14 protein-coding genes and 1 tRNA gene are annotated in these 18,815 nt (G+C 50.3%); 7 read left to right on the top strand and 8 right to left on the bottom strand.

The window, feature by feature from the left end; translation table 11 throughout:
* Positions 1-46: 46 nt before the first annotated feature.
* The 4 genes from Mal48_RS08060 to Mal48_RS08045 form a co-directional block, all read right to left on the bottom strand.
* Positions 47-1,699: a hypothetical protein gene (locus Mal48_RS08060; protein ID WP_145197807.1), complete on the bottom strand. Its 1,653-nt coding sequence runs from the start codon at positions 1,697-1,699 to the stop codon at positions 47-49.
* 67 nt (positions 1,700-1,766) lie between these two features.
* Positions 1,767-2,510 (bottom strand): glycosyltransferase family 2 protein, encoded by a 744-nt coding sequence (locus Mal48_RS08055; RefSeq protein WP_145197805.1) that lies wholly within the window; start codon positions 2,508-2,510, stop codon positions 1,767-1,769.
* Positions 2,511-3,042: 532 nt separating this feature from the next.
* The gene (locus Mal48_RS08050) at positions 3,043-3,618 is read right to left on the bottom strand and encodes a c-type heme family protein (protein WP_145197803.1); all 576 of its coding nucleotides are present in this window, start codon (positions 3,616-3,618) and stop codon (positions 3,043-3,045) included.
* A 235-nt stretch (positions 3,619-3,853) separates the two neighbouring features.
* Positions 3,854-5,662 (bottom strand): M3 family oligoendopeptidase, encoded by a 1,809-nt coding sequence (locus Mal48_RS08045; protein WP_145197801.1) that lies wholly within the window; start codon positions 5,660-5,662, stop codon positions 3,854-3,856.
* Between the two features lie 446 nt (positions 5,663-6,108).
* On the opposite strand from Mal48_RS08045, the gene Mal48_RS08040 reads away from it, so the two are divergent.
* The 3 genes from Mal48_RS08040 to Mal48_RS08030 all read left to right on the top strand — a co-directional run bounded on the left by Mal48_RS08040 (position 6,109) and on the right by Mal48_RS08030 (position 10,317).
* A complete protein-coding gene (locus Mal48_RS08040) occupies positions 6,109-7,560 on the top strand; it encodes a sulfatase (RefSeq protein ID WP_145197799.1) in 1,452 nt (483 codons plus the stop codon).
* Between the two features lie 85 nt (positions 7,561-7,645).
* Positions 7,646-9,121 (top strand): hypothetical protein, encoded by a 1,476-nt coding sequence (locus Mal48_RS08035; RefSeq protein ID WP_145197797.1) that lies wholly within the window; start codon positions 7,646-7,648, stop codon positions 9,119-9,121.
* A 305-nt stretch (positions 9,122-9,426) separates the two neighbouring features.
* A complete protein-coding gene (locus Mal48_RS08030; protein ID WP_197442162.1) occupies positions 9,427-10,317 on the top strand; it encodes a TolB-like translocation protein in 891 nt (296 codons plus the stop codon).
* Between the two features lie 246 nt (positions 10,318-10,563).
* Here the strand turns inward: Mal48_RS08030 and Mal48_RS23560 are convergent, their stop codons facing one another.
* Positions 10,564-10,725 carry a hypothetical protein gene (locus Mal48_RS23560; RefSeq protein WP_231739954.1) on the bottom strand — a complete coding sequence of 54 codons (162 nt, stop codon included), beginning with the start codon at positions 10,723-10,725 and terminating at the stop codon, positions 10,564-10,566.
* Positions 10,726-10,737: 12 nt separating this feature from the next.
* Here Mal48_RS23560 and Mal48_RS08025 point away from each other — a divergent pair.
* Positions 10,738-10,811: transfer RNA gene (locus tag Mal48_RS08025), tRNA-Arg, on the top strand.
* A gap of 115 nt (positions 10,812-10,926) precedes the next feature.
* Here the strand turns inward: Mal48_RS08025 and Mal48_RS08020 are convergent.
* A complete protein-coding gene (locus tag Mal48_RS08020; RefSeq protein WP_197442161.1) occupies positions 10,927-12,441 on the bottom strand; it encodes a hypothetical protein in 1,515 nt (504 codons plus the stop codon).
* Positions 12,442-12,714: 273 nt separating this feature from the next.
* Here Mal48_RS08020 and Mal48_RS08015 point away from each other — a divergent pair, with 273 nt between their 5' ends.
* From Mal48_RS08015 to Mal48_RS08005, 3 genes are all read left to right on the top strand, one after another.
* On the top strand, positions 12,715-13,944 hold the full coding sequence (locus Mal48_RS08015; RefSeq protein WP_197442160.1) for a DNA polymerase Y family protein: 1,230 nt from the start codon (positions 12,715-12,717) through the stop codon (positions 13,942-13,944).
* The gene (locus Mal48_RS08010; RefSeq protein WP_145197793.1) at positions 13,944-14,408 is read left to right on the top strand and encodes a hypothetical protein; all 465 of its coding nucleotides are present in this window, start codon (positions 13,944-13,946) and stop codon (positions 14,406-14,408) included. The genes Mal48_RS08015 and Mal48_RS08010 overlap by 1 nt, the downstream gene beginning before the upstream one ends.
* A gap of 299 nt (positions 14,409-14,707) precedes the next feature.
* Positions 14,708-17,329, top strand: a complete 2,622-nt coding sequence (locus Mal48_RS08005) for a PVC-type heme-binding CxxCH protein (RefSeq protein ID WP_145197791.1) — start codon at positions 14,708-14,710, stop codon at positions 17,327-17,329.
* A gap of 284 nt (positions 17,330-17,613) precedes the next feature.
* On the opposite strand, the gene Mal48_RS08000 is transcribed toward Mal48_RS08005, so the two are convergent.
* Both Mal48_RS08000 and Mal48_RS07995 read right to left on the bottom strand, forming a co-directional pair.
* Positions 17,614-18,231, bottom strand: a complete 618-nt coding sequence (locus tag Mal48_RS08000) for a DUF3365 domain-containing protein (RefSeq protein ID WP_231739953.1) — start codon at positions 18,229-18,231, stop codon at positions 17,614-17,616.
* Positions 18,232-18,345: 114 nt separating this feature from the next.
* Positions 18,346-18,768, bottom strand: a complete 423-nt coding sequence (locus tag Mal48_RS07995) for an RrF2 family transcriptional regulator (RefSeq protein WP_145197787.1) — start codon at positions 18,766-18,768, stop codon at positions 18,346-18,348.
* Between the last annotated feature and the right edge of the window lie 47 nt (positions 18,769-18,815).

The following is an 18,815-nucleotide window of genomic DNA, read 5'->3' as shown; positions in this document are numbered from 1 at the left end:
CGCCCCGTTGGAAACCAACAGGCTCACGCGTTGGGTACCAGCAGTCTCATGCTTGAACTTGAGCAGGCTCAAGCAGTTCAGAGGCCAGAGAGTTGATAGATTCGACCGGGAATAAGACCGAAGAATATTCGCGACTGCGAAGAACTGAATTCGCCTTCAGTTGCAATTCTTTTTCAGCGAGCGTTCGCTTTAAAGAATCGACTTGCGGTTTCGCCAATTCGAAAAGCGAGTCATTCACGGCGTTGAGCTTGCGGTGACGGTTCCGATTTTGGAATCGATTCTTGACGCGTTCCCGTTTCGGAAGATTCGTCGTCTGTGCGTTCCAATGCTCTCGAATCAGTTCGTTTTTTTTCGTTTTGAGCGAACCAGCCAGATCGTCAGTCAAATAGCGATCGGCGTTGAATTGATAATCCCTCAGCTTGGCCTTGAGTTCGCGAACTTCGTCTTCCGTCACATCGAATGAATCGACGGGCAAGTGGAGTGTCGCAGAGAGTACTAGAAAATGCGGCGGAACAATCCCGAAGAAATCGGCAATCAGCCGGTCTGTCATCTCGTCGTACTTCGCTCCACCGATCCCATGGACGAACAGATCTGCCAGGCAGAGGCGTGCGAAGAGTGTGGTCGTCAATGCCCGAGTGCGCAGCTTCCCCGTGACCTGAAGACTCTTCAGTTCAGCCAGCAATTTTTGAGGTGTCGCGGACAAGATCACTTCGCCCCGACACAAAAGCTTGATGGTTTCTTCGGTACGCGAAACAAAGACGCGTCCTCGTTCAGAGTCTCCCTCTCTCCAGAACCAGAAGGGCATCTCAAACGCATCGCCGGACTGTTCTAAATTCGGAACAGGGTGCCGATCATTACGAATTCCATTTTCTCGGCGATACGCTTCAACGTTCGAGTTGTAGCTCGCGTGAAATCGTTCCGTATTGAAAAGAAGGTGGGCCACAAAAATGAGGAATGCATCCGTCTTGCAAATTTCGCTCAACGGAATTTCTAAATTCCCACCTCCACAACGGCGTTCCTGCTGCATCCGAGCAGCCGAAAGAGCAGCGACCATTGAGGTATTATTTTGACTTGATGCAACTGCATCCGGCCACATCTGAGAAACAAGGGGATCGATACCCCACTGTGACATCTGTTTTTTCACATGTTCAGCGAAAGAGCGAAAAACTTCAGGGGCGCGAATTTGAAGCTCTTCCCAAGGCTGTTGGGACAGTTCCGAATCGAAACTGACATCGATATTTTTCGGTTCACGACGACTTCCATCGGGGACACGAATCGATTGCTTTCCCACGGTGTCATTATCGACGATAATGTTCAGTCCGATCCCTTGGCTACTTTGTGCCATCCCTGCTGCGGCGAAGTTTTTCGCCCACACACCTGGATGAGCCAACTGTGGCTGATGACCAGTTACGAACAACAGTGATGCATGGTGCGAACATTCCGCACAGGCAAGATTTTGCCCGATAATGGAGTTCGTCCACTCAACCGCTTTGGTGATGACTTGGCTGCGCGCTTGTTTTCGGAGTTCGGACAGTGGAAAAGAGCCGATTTCGATTTTCTCAGCCGCAAGTTGCTCTGCATTCTGTTTCGCGTTCTGAATCGCTGTCGGCAGGTCCGGAACAGCGAGGACTTCCCCATTCTGCTGCGGAGCTTGATATCGACGGGTTTCGAGCGTGGCTAATGTACGCGATGCAGACATAACAAATAACGTGGCGGCAGAAAGTGAGTGAATCGGACGAGTGCGTGCGTGTTTTTGAGTCGGGCAGTCAAGTAGAAAAACGCCCCTCCCCGCAGGGAACGTCTTGCGATTCCATCTCTCGTTTCAGTATTTGTTGATAATAGGCCATCCGCTTCTCAGAATCATCCAGAGAACCTCCGAATGAGCGTTCTTCCTCAAGATAAATCAGCGGAACTGGAAATTCCGTGATTCTCAACCCATGTCGCACAGCTTGAACCCATAGCTGAAGCGGCATCGCATATCCGAGTTCGGTGATCTCGAAGCAGGGCAGGGCAGCAACGCGATAGGCTTTGAATCCACAAAAAGAATCTGTCAATTCAAGACCAAAGCATTCTTTCAGTTGCTGATTGATACGAAAATTGATCGCCCGCCGATCTTCAGGGGGAACGCTGTCTGTATCAAGATCTTGCAGATATCGACTCCCGGAGACGATATCCCAAGGCTGACTTCCATTCAACTCGACGGCAGCTGCCATCTGCGGGATCAATTTCGGGGCATGCTGACCGTCACAGTCGATTGTGACTAGAACATCGTATTTATTCTCGACAGCATAGTTAAAAGCGCTTCTCAGCCCGGCCCCGTACCCTTGATTTACAGCATGGTGAATGAGATGAATACCTTCGATTTCATCAAGAAGTTCTGTTGTCCCGTCGGTTGATCCATCATTGACCACGAGAATCTCATCGCAGTGTCGACGCACCTCATCCAGCACGCCGTGAACATGATTCACTTCGTTGTAGACCGGGAGCGCCGTTAAAACTCGTGATGACATCTGTGATCCAAATTCGCTGAAAATGCAAAACTGTCTGTATTGAGCTGCTCGTACTCTCAGAGAAGCTGCAAGAATCACAAGATTTTAGAACTGATCCTAGAGCAGTTTGCTCTACTGTGTGCCCGTGAAGAACGCATTTCTCTAGTAAAAATGCTGTTCGCCACAAGGCAGAACCTGCAAACCAATGCGAAAGATGCTCTAAAACTTGAATTCGCTCACTTAAACACTGAGATAAGTGACTGTTCCACAAGTTTCCGGACTGATTCTAATAATTTCACAGTCAAATTGACAGGTCTCCGAAACCTCTCATTCGGCTGGGAATTGTCATACCAAACGACCGAACAAGGTCCAGTTCAACTGCGCCGCTCTTGCGATTGATGAGTTGCGTAAAACGCTTTCTTTGCAATAGTTTAAGCCGACTCACAGGGCAGGACAATGAATTTTTTTCGAAATCCTCACGACTCACTCGTGAGGAACCTGTCTCAGAGTCAGCGATCACGATGGGTACACCGTCGAAAACGGCTTTCAGAGCTCACTGAGCAGCTGCTTCAACTTCTGTTTTCTTGAGGGGGATCGAAATCACAAGTCCAGCAGCCCGATCCTTGTTGTTGGACCGTCGCGGGACATGACACTTCAAACATCGGGAAGAGAGGCGAATCGTTCCGACGAATTGAAAAGCTTCGTCCGTTGCACTTTCGTACTCTTCCTTGCCTGTGATCAATTCTTTGACTGCGTCTTTTTCGAATTTCGTTTTCGGCTCGTTGTCGACGTTCATCGCCTCTGTGTTCACGGAAATCCACCGCATCGAAACGCCTTGCGTGTGTTTGATTTCTTCGAACACTTCTTCAAATGAGGCCGACGGAATCTTCAGCGACTCCTCTTCATCAAAGAAATCTCGATGAACGATTTGCAGCATGCCATGTACCGTTTCATATAGCATTTTTGCTTGCTGACGAGCCTCTGCAACACTCTTTGGTTTTTGCGGGCTGACCTCTTCACTCGAGGCATTCGCTGGCTCATCTGCCGTGGCGATGGGATGAAAAACAGATGCAGCAGAGACGATCAACACTGTGAAGATGGCGAGTGTATGCGAAGATTTGTTCATCATGGAATCGGAACCTTTCGAGAGAAAATTATTAATCGCTTCCCAGACTCATTCGTTTGAGACCAGATAAAAACCAAGCGCGAGGCCAGAAGATCGCACTCAAATGAAGAGTCATCTCACTTCTGCAATTCGTGGCTCCCAAGCATTCCGCGAAATAAAAAAACGCTTAGCGGGACACACTTTCAGTGTACAGCTAAGCGTTTTCAGATGTCGATAGGCAAATTCGGATATTTTTGTCCTAAATCATATCTTCGCTCACTTTCAGGAATTCTTCGACACGTGAATCGATGATATCAATGCTCTTGTTCCAGAACTCCGGTTGGGTGAGATCGTAGCCAAGAGTCGACTGAACAGCCTCTTCAGCATTCATGCAGCCTGTCGCAATGAGAAGCTCGCGATACTTGGTCGGAAAATCATCGCCGAACTCATCTGCTGTCGAATAGACACCAAGTGAGAGCAAATACCCGAAGGTATACGGGAAGTTGTAGAAGGGCCAACCGGTGATGTAGAAGTGCAACTTCGAAATCCAGAATGCGTTGGACCAGTCTTCAAAGGAATCGCAGTATGCCTCCTTCTGAGCATCGAGCATGATCGCGGTAAGTCGCTCTGCCGATAATTCTCCTTCAGCACGCTCAACGTGAAATTGATTTTCAAATATAAACCGAGCGTGAATATTCATCATGAACGCGACAGAATCGCTCAACATGTTGTTGAGAATTCCCAGCTTCTTCGCTGGCGAATCAGCCTCTGCGAGTCGTTGATCACCAAGAACCGCTTCAGCAAAAGTGGATGCCGTTTCAGCGAGATTCATCGGATAGTCCTGAAGCAAGAACGGCTGTTCTCGCAGGACATGCGAATGGTAAGCATGCCCCAACTCATGAGCGAGCGTCGACATATCATCAGCGCTGTTCTTGTAGGTCATGAAGATTCGCGACTGCTTCTTGGTCGGCATCCCAGTGCAGAATCCGCCTTGGCGTTTCCCTTCACGATCTTCAACTTCGACCCAACCTTCGTTGAGTGCTTTCTCAGCGAAGTCGCCTAAGTGACCGCTGAATCCATGGAAAGTTTTGATGACAGTATTACAGGCGTCATCGTAGCTAAGAGAATCTCCTGCCCCTTGTGATGCTTGCGGGATAGGGGCCAGTTGATCGTACCATGCCATCTTTTCAACGCCGAGCAATTGCGCCTTCCGTTCGAAGTACCTCAGGAGCGGTTCCTTGCGGTTGGTGATGACATCCCACATCGTGTTGAGCGTTTCACGTCGCATCCGATTGTATCGCAACGGAACCGTGAGATGGTCTTCGACTCCGAGTCGTCGATATTTTGCAAGTCGAGTTCCTGCGATATGGTTGAGCGCATCGGCACAGTTATCTGCCTGCGTGTTCCATGCTTTCTCGATCGCATAAAAGTTGTTCTGCCGTGTCTTGCGGTCGGGGAGATCGACCCGCACCTGACCGGGCGATTTCTTAACGATCTCACCTTTTTCCATTAACTCGACACGCAACGCTCCGGAGATCCGTTCGTACATCCGCCCCCAGGCATGAATTCCATCGACACCCAATTCCGCTGCGAGCATTTCCAGATCTTTGGGAAGTCGTAACTGCACATTCGAGCGACATTCTTCGAGAAAGAACTTCACATTTGCAAGCCGTTCGTCCGCCTCTGCGAAAGCATTGAGTTGCTCGTCCGAAAGATCTCGAAAAGCAGATTCCACATTTGTGAAAACTTGATTGGAAAGCGGCCCCAAGGCAGCAAGCGAAGCTTCCATCTGTTGAAACAGCTTGTTTCCTGCATCTGCGGCAGCGTGACAGCCAATGAATGCATTCAAATCAGAAGAGCGACCGAAAACATCAACCACACGATCCAGGAAATCCGCCCAGACAGTTGCAACTTCTGGAGCAATCGCAGGAAGAGACTCAGAATCATCAGCGAGTTGTTTCAAATCTTTTTTGTACTCGTCGAAAATCTTTTTGAACTCATCCTTCTCCGGGTGAGGGTAAAGTGAATCGAGATCCCAGGTCAGGGCATATTGTGCAACAGTGCTCATTGTGCTTCTTCAATCCGTTTTGCGAAGGGGTTGACGATAATTCATTCTCACTCAAATCCGCGATCAGAATAAATAACCATTGATAACGGCGGAACATTCTGACTTCATGAGATGCGAAAGAGCAGCTTATTAAACAAAATCCTGATTCGCGAGTGGGAAAGACCAACACAAGAAAATTTCTTACTCACAATCGCCAGCCACTTCATCCGCCAGCCACTTCATCAACCGGACTGAACTGGACTGAATCTGAGCAGCCCCTGAATTCGTTCGGGTGGCATGAATTTTCTATGGCAGCTCAGTAAAGTTTGAAGCAGGAGATTCTAGAACCAGTCCGAAGACCTCTGAAATAACCGCTTTCCTCAACGCCTGAGAGAGCAATCTCAAGTTTCAGGATCAGTTTTAATACTGAGTCAAATCCATAAACAGAACAAGGTAAGGTCTCTCTGATGAAAACTTTGACCATCTCAAACGTCTTCACCATTCTCAGTCTGTTCTGCTGTTTCACAATCTTGACAGACTTGGCAGAAGCTGCTGAGAACAAGAAACCGAATGTTGTCCTGATTCTCGTTGACGACATGGGTTGGATGGACCTCTCATGTCAGGGGTCGGATTACTACAAAACTCCGCACATCGACAAACTGGCTGCCGAAGGGATGCGTTTTACCGACGCTTACGCTGCATGCTCGGTTTGCAGCCCAACACGTGCTGCGGTCATGACAGGTCGATACCCCGGTCGAATCGGTGTGACCGACTGGATTCGTGCACGGTTTCAACGAGGCGGTCTCGGAACTCCCGAAGCAAATCCAACTGAATACGTCGGCGGAAAAAAACAGAAACTTCTTTGTCCACCAAATCCATATTGGCTGGAGCACGAAGAAATCACTGTAGCGGAATTACTTCAAGACGAAGGCTACAAAACGTGCCACATCGGCAAGTGGCACTTGGGAGATCCGGACTGGTATCCGCCATCACAGGGCTTTGACATCAATATCGGCGGTTGTGATTTGGGACAGCCTCCATCTTATTTCGATCCGTATACACACCCACGCTACTCGTTCGAGGAGAGTTTCAAACCGCGAAAGAAAGACGAGTTTCTCACTCATCGCGAAGGAGACGAAGCGAAACAGTTTATTCGCGCGAACAAAGAAAATTCGTTCTTTTTGAGCTATTGCCCGTACGCGGTCCATACGCCAATCCAGGCGATTGACGAAGTCGCAGCCAAGTACCGCAAGAAGGGGAAGAAAGAAGTTCATGCGAAATACGCAGCCCTCGTCGAAAGTGTTGATGATGCCGTCGGAATGATCGTGGACGAATTGCAATCACTGAAACTTCTCGACAATACATTGATCATCTTCACCTCAGACAACGGAGGACTGAAAGGTCCGACGGATAACACACCGCTGCGATCAGGCAAGGGTTATGCCTACGAAGGCGGAATTCGAGTCCCGCTCATCGCTCGCTGGCCGGGAGTCATCCCTGCCGGAACAGTTTCGCACGAACCGATCATGAGCATCGATCTGCTCCCCACAATTTGCGAAGCTGTCGGCGTGAATGTTCCAGACGATCGCGCCATCGATGGTCTCTCTTTGCTACCGTTGTTCAAGAACGAATCGCATCAACTGGAAGACGATAGAGTCCTCACCTGGCACTTTCCTCATTACCGACACGCCCCCGGTCCCTATTCCATCATTCGAGATGGGGATTGGAAATTGATTAAGTGGTATGAAGGAAAGAAAGAACTCTACAACCTCGCCGACGATCTTTCCGAGTCGAAAGATTTGTCCAGCGAACATCAAGAACAACTCGTAAAACTGGAACAGAAGCTCGCTCAAGAACTGGAAAAGCAAGGGGCCAAACTTCCCAAGCTCAATCCAGAGTATGTTCCGCCAACGAAGTAATGCGAGACGATTTCGTACAGACGGTTTTGATTGAGGAAGGGTGACAAGCTTCGTGCCACGTGTATTGAAAATTCTTCGATCAACGATGCCACTTCAAGCACGACGGCTTGATTTGTCGCTCTTACGTGCAGGTTTTGTCTTAACGACACTTATCTGGTTGATGATTTGGGTTGAAAGCATAACTCAAGTGCAATCGCTGCAACTGGGACGTTCGCTGACGTATTGGTTCTACCCGACAAGCCTACTGTTGCTGGGCTATCTTGCAGGGCGACTCAACCGAGAGACTGTTGGTGATGCCAGTTCAGGATACCTGAGCCTGATCTACCTGACGGGAACAGGTCGCCGGGAGTGGACGCTCACTCGAATTGCCCAGATTTGGATCGGGTTTCTCTCTGTCTGGGTGATTCGAATTCCGTTCCTGTACTTAATCTTCACACTTGGTGGCGTCCGCTTCCACGAACTCATTCTGCTGGAGGTGACGCTCCTGTTCGTCTTCGCAGCCGCCGCCTCACGATCAATGGTTTACTCACACAATTCGGACAACCGGAAGTCCGCGGATTGGGCAGGGTTGGGAGCCATTTTCTTTATCGAGATCAGCCTGCTTTCCGGGCGGCTCATGATTGTTCTGCTGTCTCTTCTGAACATCAATATTCCGATTGGTGTGATACGCGTGACCGAACTCATCGCAGAGTTTTCCATCTACTCCAGGCTTTTCAACTTCTTCTTCATAGGACCGGTCTCAGCGGAAGCATTCGGGACAATACTGACTTATTTCATACTCTCACTTCTCTGGCTATGGCGGTATCAACACCAGTTGTATCACTGTATCGGTGATTCTCCGGAACCGGCTCTGGCAGGAATGAAAGAGAAAAAGAAAGCAATTCAAAGACGATCTCAAACTGAGCGATGCTGGGACGACGCTCTCGCCTGGGAAGTTTATGTGTACTACGCCGGAGGTCACAACAATACCACCGGTCGGCTGGTTCTGTACGGAATCGCATTTCTGCTCGTAACGTTTTGCGTGACCAGTGGCATTTTTTACAGTTTAATGGGCCTCACCCTTGTCGTCAGCGGCGCCACATTGTTCAACGTAATGAATTACCCTGCTCACAGTTTTGATAAAGAGGTCAAGGCGAAAACCCTCTCGTCACTGGTGCTGACTCCACACAGTGGTCTCGACATCTACCGAGGATGGCGCCGGGGAACCCTCTGGCTGGCAACTCCAGACCTCATCTATGCAGGATTGATTGCGGTCGTTTTGTACTTCCTTCACCCGGGAGCCACGGTCACCGTCATCTCTATCGCCTTGGCAATTTACGTAAGTGGCCCGTTGCTAATGCTCTCAGGGCTTGTCCCGATTTCACTAAAAGGACTTGGGACAGCATTGACAGTGATACTCGGGCTGACTGCCGTCGTAGTGAGCGGATCAATCGCAGCCGTGTTCATTTCCCCCTACGCATTTCCGTTTATTGCAATCCCGGTTTACTGGGGCTTCAACCAATTATTGCTCTACAAATTTGTGGAACGCTGGATGCAAATCAAAATTGAAGCAGAACTGTAATCTGACAAAAATCTGACAAGTACCAAAATCCATGCACTGCGAAATCTGCAAAAAAATAATCGTGGAGATTTTCACACGTGTCGAGTACGATCAAACCTCCAACCAGCCCAGTCTGGAAACCGACGACATGATGAATCTTCAGAGTGTTTGAGGGACCCAAAACAATTATTAGAACTGGTCCTGAAACCTGATATTGCTCTCTCAAACGTTGAGACTAGCGGCTATTCCAGAGGTTTTCGGACTGGTTCTAAGACAAGCATCAGAATCAGTTCTATTCTTCGACAATGAGCAAGGAGCCAACTCGCATGTCACGAACTCTGAAAACAGTCGCTGTCAGTCTTACGCTGCTCGCCCTGACCACGCACTCATTCGCACAGGAGAAACTGACTGCCATCTACGCAGTCGATGCCGACGGGAAGAATGCCCGCATGATCTCGGACATGGAAGGCTTTCCGAGCGTGGGATCGCCAGATGTTTCGCCTGACGGAACTCGCATTGCTTTCGATGGATGGCAAGACGGAGAGAACAGTGGTGATGCCCAAATCTTCATCCTGGACATCAAAACGTCAAAGACTCAGAGTGTCGGCTACGGAGCAATGCCGACATGGTCAGCTGACGGAAAATATTTAGCCTATAGCAGTTATGATCCCCGAGGAGTCTGCATCCAGGCGGCCGACCGTGTTGCGTCGACGATTATTGATCCGCAAGGCTGGGGAATCCAGTGGTCTCCCGACGGCAAAAAACTCGCCTACACCTCTCGTGGCAACTTCATCATCTACGATCTCCTGACGAACTCCAAAAAAACGATTCAACCCAGAGCAGACAATCCGTATCGATCGATCTACTGGAATGCAGACTGGTCACCCGACTCGAAAAAACTTTGCTTCAAAGGGACCCTCGCAGATGGGACTTATGAAACCGCCATCGTTGATATCTCCGAAGACGAGCCGAAATTGACAGTCTGTTATGCATACAAGGGTGGCTACGGAAACGAGTTCGCCTGGCATCCCGACGGAGACCGAATCACCACGGTCAAATGGAGCAAGGGAGCTCAAATCCACAGTTTCAAACCAGCAGCGAACGTCGAAACGTCTCCCCTGGAAGGCCAGCCAACTGACCGTGACAACGTCGCTGTCGATTGGAGCCGTGACGGAAAAACGCTCTATTTCGTCAGCCGTCCCAGAAAGTCAGAGTGAGTTCTCAGCAATTTCGGGCTCGACGCCAATCCTTCAAACAGCCAACAATTTGAATCGCAGCTCTCACTGGCAAATGCATCTGATTGGATGCCAGAATGAGCTGATCACGGAGAATTTTAAGGAAAAGCCCACTCTTCTGCGGGAGAGGCATGCAGTCGCGATTGGTGAATTTAAGGGAGCGAGCAAAAGTGAGGAACCAAGCTTCGCTCCCTCCATCTTTTCCCTCTCATCCTGTAGCAAAACCCTTCAGTCATCAAAAACTCTTTCGACCAGTTGCACTGACTCCCCGAAATCTGCATACTCCCCCACATCGCAAGCTTTCAGCTTCAAAAAAGTGGGACTTGCGCACCGAATGTTGTCTCGACGTGTCTCACCAGAACCATCACCAGAGACAACATTAAGTAACATGACAAACTCAACGCGCCAGTAGCTCAGTTGGATAGAGCAGCGGACTTCTAATCCGCAGGTCGGGGGTTCGAATCCCTCCTGGCGTATTTGCTGTCAAACGACTTACGACGATTTGCAGCTTTCGGATTTCGCAGCGTCTGCCGGTAGAGATTGGCACTGCCAATTTGCTTCTTCGAGCTGACTGATCACTCTGAGTTGTTATCAGCCGATGGCAGACCGGGTTCTTTCGACCAGAGGGCTTTGGCGGTCGTTTGAACCTTTGAGGCTGAAGACCGACAAGGCCAGGTAATCGTCTCGCCAATTTGGGCTGAGGTGAGAATAGTCTTCGAGAACGGCTGAGCTGTATTTGTAGTCGTGAGCATTACGGCCGCGAAGGAAAATCTGGCGGCGAGCTTCGTCGATCAGGGGAGCGGGAGCACCACCACCGCTCAGATATTTTCTTAAGAGCATCGAGGCATCGAGCTTGTTAGATGAAATTTCCGCGATGATTGACTCGACGTTCGGCTTCTCGTCCGTCGCTTTCTCTTCCCAGGTGTCATAGTTCATGGAACTGAGCTTGCCGCGCCCCATGGCTGACTCGCGGAAGTACGGATTGAAGGAACTGGCCTGCAGCAGCAGTTTCCGTTTCAGCAACTCATCATCTGTGTTGTCGTAGATGTAGCGGACGGCATTCGCGGTCGTCAGCCCGTGCAGCCCAACAATGCCGGGCTGTCGCATGAGAAGTTCCATCGCACTCATGAAGACACCGTCCCAGACTGACTGCGGGCCGACACCATTTGACATCGCAGAAGCGACGAGTTCGGAAATGTTCGCGGGAGCGGCAGTTCGTCCTTCTTGAATGAGTTCACGCGTGAACTTGTCATCGAGCTGGCCCTTGTTCCAATTCTCCCCGAGTTGTGTTGCTCTCGGCTCGTTGACCCGCCATGCGAGGTCGGCAGCGTGGTCGTTGTCGGAGGGATTTGACTCTCCTCGGTGATTGAGCAGTGCGAAGGTGAGCGACCGGAGCACTGGCTCCGCATTTTCCCAGCCAATTGCATCCAAGGTTCGCCAGCCATTCGCTAGATAGATCGCTTTGTGCCCGATCGAGCGAAAATCACGGGCGGCATACTGAGCAAACAGATTGAAAACGTCTTTCCTCGGTAGATGCCGGACGATTGCAGCAGTGGCGACATCGGCCTGTTCGACATCCCAGCTATCCATTGCCTCAATGAATGCTTGCCGGGCTTTCTCTTTGGTGGGGACCTGCGATTCGTTCACCGCCTGTAAATGCCAACCGCTACGTCGGGCTTCATCTGCCTGTGAATCTTTGAAATAGTCGATCGCCCAGAAAATCGGCAACCAGCGATCTTCATCCGGTCCAGCCAGGCTGGCGAGGTGACACGAGTTGACGACCAGCACGCAATGAAATTTGAAACCGACTGATGGTCGTGGCTGCACATTGCGAACGCCAGCATAGAGCAGGGCAGCCAGCACTTCACGATAGGTCGTTCCCGATTGGATTTTTTGAGCAACTTGCTCCAGTAACCGCTGCCGTGGGGTCTCTTCGATTAACTGTACCAGCGGTTCGATGTCATCGGTGAAGCGAACCATCCCCGGTGTTAGCGTCGCTTCTGCTCGAGAGACGTGCGGAAGATGAGCGAGGAAGGAAAGACCAGCTGCGGTGGAAGCGGCTGAAGACAAAAACTGTCGACGGTTGTGTGAGTGCGTCCGAGACATTGAGAAGCTCCTTATAGAAACTCATTCTCTAACATCATACACAATCGAGTTCACGAACAACAATGAGATTTGAGTTTCGGCACGGTCATCCCTTCTTTACCTTTTTGTAACTGCTTGACTGCACGTGCGAATTCCCTTTGCCGGTGACCTGTTTGCCGACCACTCTCTGAAAACAAAACAATCAACTTACGAAATAGTCGACGATGCTCAATCTCTCGACGATCCATCCCTCCCCACCCTTGCACCTATACAGGCGAACACTACAATGCCGAAATGCCGTCACGACTGAACATCATTGGCCACCTTGATGCAGATTGCTTTTACGCATCGGCAGAGCGGGTACGGCATCCCAAATTGCGAAACATTCCAGTCGGAATCCTTGGGAATCAGGGAGCGTGCGTCATTGCGAAGTCGTACGAAATGAAAGCATACGGAGTGAAAACCGGTGTTCCGATTTGGGAGGCAACAAAACTCTGTCCTCATGGGGTGTACGTCAAACGAGATTTTTATTGGTACGAAGTGCTCTCCAGAAAGATGTTGGAATGTGTCAACTCTGTCAGTCCGACCGTTGAGTATTATTCGATTGACGAATTTTTCTTTGATGCCTCATATCTCCCACAAGCCTTGAAAGGCACAATCCTGGAGGCTGCGAGAGCATTACAGGATCTTCTTCTGAAGCAGACAGGCGTTCCCATCAGCATCGGGCTCTCTCGCTCGCGCACGCTCGCCAAACTGGCTTCGGACCACGGTAAACCCTTCGGCTGCTTCGTCTTATTAGACCCAGAGGAAATTGCGGATTTCGTTGAGCAGATTGACGTTCGTGAAATCACAGGAATCGCAAATCGAAGTGCCATGAAACTTGCAGCCCATGGCATTAAAACCTGCGGCGACTTCCGCCGCGCAGACGCGAAACTCATCAATAAGCTGCTCACGAAAACCGGCGAAGCCTTATGGTGGGAACTCCACGGAGAGGCACTCACTCCAATCTCCACACAACGCCCCATGCATAAAGCGATTGCTCGCGGGGGGAGTATTGGCGAATCGACAAATGATCCAGACCGGTTGCAGGCATGGCTCGTTCGGAATGTTGAGAGACTCGTTGAAGCGATGCACTGGCATCGGTACGTGACGCAACGCCTGACTGTATCATTGTCTTACAAGGAAGGAGGGCATTGCTCTGAGCGGTGCAAACTTCCCGAAGCCAGCAACGCATCCGAATTGATTCTGCCGGTCGCGAAACATCTGTTTGAACGGTGTTGGCTAAAGCAAATGAGACTCAGCCACATGCACATCATTGCGGACGAATTGCAGTTTCTCGGCGCTCATCAAAGGTCATTATTCGTGACTCATCCTCCACGGATCGACGCAATTAAGCGGCTCGTCAATGACAAGTTCGGACGCTTCACAATCCGCAGTGGCGAAACACTTCCGCTCACGGAAATTTATCTGGACGACGCTCACAACTACGACATTTGTGATGTGTATGGAAAGAGTTGCTTCTGATGTTCGGAATCTCGCTTTTACGCCGCGAAGTCCCTGACGCACTCATTCAATCCTATCGACTTCAAGGACGCATCGCCCGTCGGACCAAAGACTCTGACGAAGAGTTGCTGTTTTTTGATCAACACGACTTCCCCAGGCTGCCAGTCTGGATGGAGGGCCAACTACGTTTTCTCCCATGGGGAAACCGCACCTCGCAGTCTCTTCTTCCTCGAACTCATTGGTGCCCATTCGAGAGCCTCGATGCAGGCAACTGGAGCTCATTGCAGCCAGTCGAAGTCGTCGTCCCCGCTTCGTTCGGATGCGACCGTGGCGTCTGGTATCTCATCACGGAAGGAATTCGCGGTGTTGTCGTGAAAGACCGACAACAACAGGTCGTCTACCCAATCTCAACACAAGCAACACACTACTACGAAGTGATGACCAGAAATCGCCGCATGCCCAATTTCGTTGGCGAAACAATTTAGAACACTTGCGTGTTTTCTGTGTCCGTGAAGAGAGCTTTCCATGTGATGAAGCCCCCATCTCCACGAGACAGTTCCCGTACATCTTTGTCAAAACGAATCTAAACACTTGCATGTTTTTCGTGTCTGTGAAGAGAGCTTTTCATGTGATGAAGCACTCATCTCCACGAGACAGAACGTAAGGACCAAGATTAAATTTGCTCTGGAGAGAGTCGTCACGGTACGACAAACATTGAAAACGTTGTAAGATCGGACTTTCTGATAGCAAAACCCGAATAAGTGAAAGTTTGAAATTTGTCCTTATGATCAATCCTCGATATGCCGCTCTGATTTGTTTCTACGTCTGCATGCCCGGAGTACTGAAAGCAGAAGAACGAGAAGTAGACATCCAAATCCTGCAACCGGGCGTAAGCCTTTCAATGGTGGCAGAACACCCATTACTGGCGACGCCAACAGGAATTGATGTCGACGAACAGGGCCGAATCTGGGTGGTTGCAACACACACTCATTTTCCGCCGACAGATTATGTTGGACCGAAGCAAGATGAAATCCTCGTTTTCACGGAAAGTCGTGATGAAGGACAACCACCACAACGGCAGGTGTTCTACAACTCCACCGTCGCCACAATGGATCTCGAACTTGGCAAGGAGGGCTGGGTCTATCTGGCAGAACGGGGACGAATTCTGCGAATCAAAGATACCGATGGAGACATGGTCGCTGACGTTGAAGAGGTCATCATCAATCTCGACTCAGAGGCTGACTACCCGCACAACGGTCTCGAAGGACTCGCCTGGCACCCGAGTGGCGATCTTGTTTTCGGACTGGGAGAAAATTTCGCACAGCCGTGGACTTTAACCGGGACTGACAAATCAACAGTCATCGGAGCCAGCAAAGGTGGCATTTTTCGATGCTCACCGGACGGAAAAAATCTACGGCGAATCGCCTATGGGTTCTGGAACCCGTTTGGAATCTGCGTTCGCAGCGACGGTGAGATTTTTGCAGCCGAGAACGATCCGGGAGAGAGACCACCATGCCGAGTCCTTCACATCATCGAAGCTGGTGACTATGGCTATGAGAGATCATACGGACGAGAAGCACATCACCCCTTCGTCGCGTGGAACGGCGAGTTAGCCGGAACGCTTCCCATGATTCATCCTTCGGGCGAAGCCCCTTGCGGGATCTTGCCTCTCGGTCGCGGTTTATTGGTTCCATCTTGGGCTGACCATAAAATCGATTTCTTGCCACTCCAACCAAAAGGGGCAAGCTACACCTCCGAACCTGTCACGTTGCTTCAGGGCAGCCGATATTTCCGACCAAGTTGCATCGCAAGTGTCCCAGGAGGAGAGGGCGGCACGGGACAAATACGGATATGGTATTTCGCTGACTGGGTCGATGGGCGCTATGAATCTCATGGGTATGGTCGGGTTTGGAAATTAGAAATCGACCTCGACCAAGCAGACTGGACAGGTCCGCTCGATCTCGAACCTGTCACACCGGAAGCCGAACTGGCGAGTCAGCTCCGAAGCGGTCACCATCAGGAAGACTTGAAGTCACTCCTCAAACTTGCAGGCAGTGAGGACCCGTTTCTCGCACGCTCCGCTCTCATCGCACTCGCGCAGCTGTCTTCAAAATGGACATTGAAAGAAGTGTTGAGCTGGCCTGCTGAAGACCGAAAGCAAGCAGTCATCGCATTGAAGTTATCGAAAACCGATCCCGGCGAATGGGGACGCGAGTTCCTTCAGGACGAAAACAGTGACGTGCAATTTGAGACGCTTCGGTGGATCACAACCGCTGAAGCAAAAGATTTCAAGAAGGACGTCGAGCAATACATGAATCGCAGCAATCTCAACTACCGATTGTTCGAAGCTGCCATCGCGACCTTTAATATCCTTGATGGGAATGGAGATGCTGGAATTCGTAACCCTGAGTTAATGCTGACTCGCGTCAATGATGCCGACAGCGACCCACGCATACGCGCATTCGCCTTGAGGCTACTACCAACTCACTCACAATCTCCTCCGAAAGATGGCAACATTGCAAGACAAAATTTCCCGAAAGGGCTGACTCTCGCGCTGTTGAAAGAGATGCTTGAAGTGGATGACGAAACATTGTCGCTGGAAGTGGTCCGCACGCTTTGCGCAAGTGCATCTGTCTCACATGAAATTTTGAGTGACATTGCCGCTGCCCCTGAGCGAAGCCAAACGATCCGAGTCGAAGCGATCACTGGTCTGGCACCTGTCGCTGAACAATACCTGGACTTGTTAGTAACTCTGTCCACGAGCGATGAGAAAGCCATTCGCGAAGAAGCCTTGCGCAGCCTTCGGGCAGTTCAACTTTCACCAGAGCAAATCGCGACCCTGAAACAGACTGCTACGAAGCATCCTGAATCTTCCGATTTCATTCAATCCGTTTTGAGCCCCAAAGAATTAGAACAGGGACGTCCAAAATTTACAGAGACGCAGGCTTGGCTCGACCTCCTGGACTCTATCGAAGCACCGGTCGATGTCGACAACGGTCGCCGACTGTTTCACCATTCGAAGTCAGCACAATGTTCGAACTGCCATCGACACGACGGTCGCGGAAATGTCGTCGGGCCGGATTTAAGCAGCGTCAGCCAACGCAAAGATCGCAAATGGTTATTGCAATCACTGCTTGAACCAAGTCGACAAATGGCTCCTGAGTATCAACCGCGCATTATCGTTTTGAAAGATGGTCGAACTTTCACAGGCATCCGATTACGTTCTTACACCAAAGAAGCCATCAGAGACTCCAACGGACATAACCGGGTCTTCGACCGGGATGAAGTCGAGGCGATGGTTGATTCTGATGTCTCGTTCATGCCCAGTGGAATTGCCAACACACTGACAATCCGTGAGCTCCGCGACCTCGTTGCATTCCTTGAAGCAGAGATTGACCAGAAGTAGCCCGCCCCAGACAAAAAATAAGCGACATTCACAGCTTGCTGCTGGGCGCTAAACTTCGACAGAGCAGGGTGGTTCACCCATCGCGTGGTTCACCCATCTCATTGTTCGATTTGGTATTCGCGTCCTAGCGGGCACAACAAGCTGCTTTATGGAGGAGTCTTGCAAATGCCGACTGTGATGAGCGGGCCAGCGAGCTTGCTCATCACAGCGTATCTCAGCGCATTACGTCGTTATCGCGTTCCATGCCGCAGTCGGCGGGATCGATCAACAACTTCGTGCGATGCCTATTCTAACTTCGTCGATTTTGCCGATGGTTTTGGCGATGAGTTTGCATCTGAATTCAGAACAACGCCTTTCTTCACAGGGACACTGATCACCAAACCGGCAAACTGACGAGCCGTTGACGTGTTCGACAAACCCGCATGGCACCCAACACAGCCGTGATTCAAGGAGATGCTCCCCGCACGTCGATAATACCCATCTTCGACGGTTTCGAACTTCGATTCTCCTTTGGAGATGTTCATCGCTGCCCTTTTCTCGAAGTCCGTTTCTGGTTTGTTGTCGATACTCATCGGTTTCAAACTCGCCGAAATCCATCGTGCTTTTGTATGCGTTCGACGTTCCATATCACGAAAAACATCTATCATTGCACGTGCGGGGACCATTGCACGGTCTCCATGAAAGTAGCGGTCATGAAGAGTTTCGAGAGTTGAATTGTAGAGTAAGTGCATGAGCTCGGCTTGCTCGCGTGCTTCGTCAAGTGAAACTCGCGGAATCTCTTTTTGCTCTTCAACAGCTTCGGAGTCCGTAGAACTCTTCTCTTCAGCAATCAACATCGCAGCTCCCAAAACGCAAATCAGACTCATCGTTGCGAATCGGGAAAAAATATTTCGGAAGGTCACAGCGTTCTCCTAAAGATGAGGAAGGTAATGGGGTGGGAACTCTTGTCGATTGATTGGCCTCGAATCTGAATTGGACTGAATCTAAATTGAACACGAATCCGTATCACTTATGAATCAGGAAATCTCGCATAAGGGAACAACTGGATTTGTCGACTCAAGAATATCCTGGATGGTCACTCGTGAAAAAGCTTGCTCCGTGGCAGCGTAGGCTTTGTCAAGTTCTTCATGCAGCGGACACAAGGAGGTATGACAAGGGAGGCCCAAAGGGCAGTGGTGGATTCGCTCAAGCGGAGAGACGGCATTCACGACGTCAAGAATTGTGATTTCGGCAGCAGATTGAGACAGCAGATACCCGCCTCCGGGACCGGGGCGAGATTGCACAAGGTCAGCCTTTACAAGATCCTGAAGAACCTTGTGTAAATATCTTCGCGGGATCTGAGTTCTCGTTGACAGGGAATCAGCAGCGATTGCCAACTCTGAATCTCCAGCCAAGCACGCAACAGCACGTAGGGCATACTCTGCTGTCTTTGGTAACACAGAAACACTCCTCCTGAAAAACGAAATTTTCAAACTCGGCTCATTCT

It is taken from the genome of Thalassoglobus polymorphus, from assembly GCF_007744255.1.
Lineage (GTDB): Bacteria > Planctomycetota > Planctomycetia > Planctomycetales > Planctomycetaceae > Thalassoglobus > Thalassoglobus polymorphus.
The sequence above is the reverse complement of the archived record's forward strand: the minus strand, read 5'-3'. Positions and strand labels throughout refer to the sequence as shown.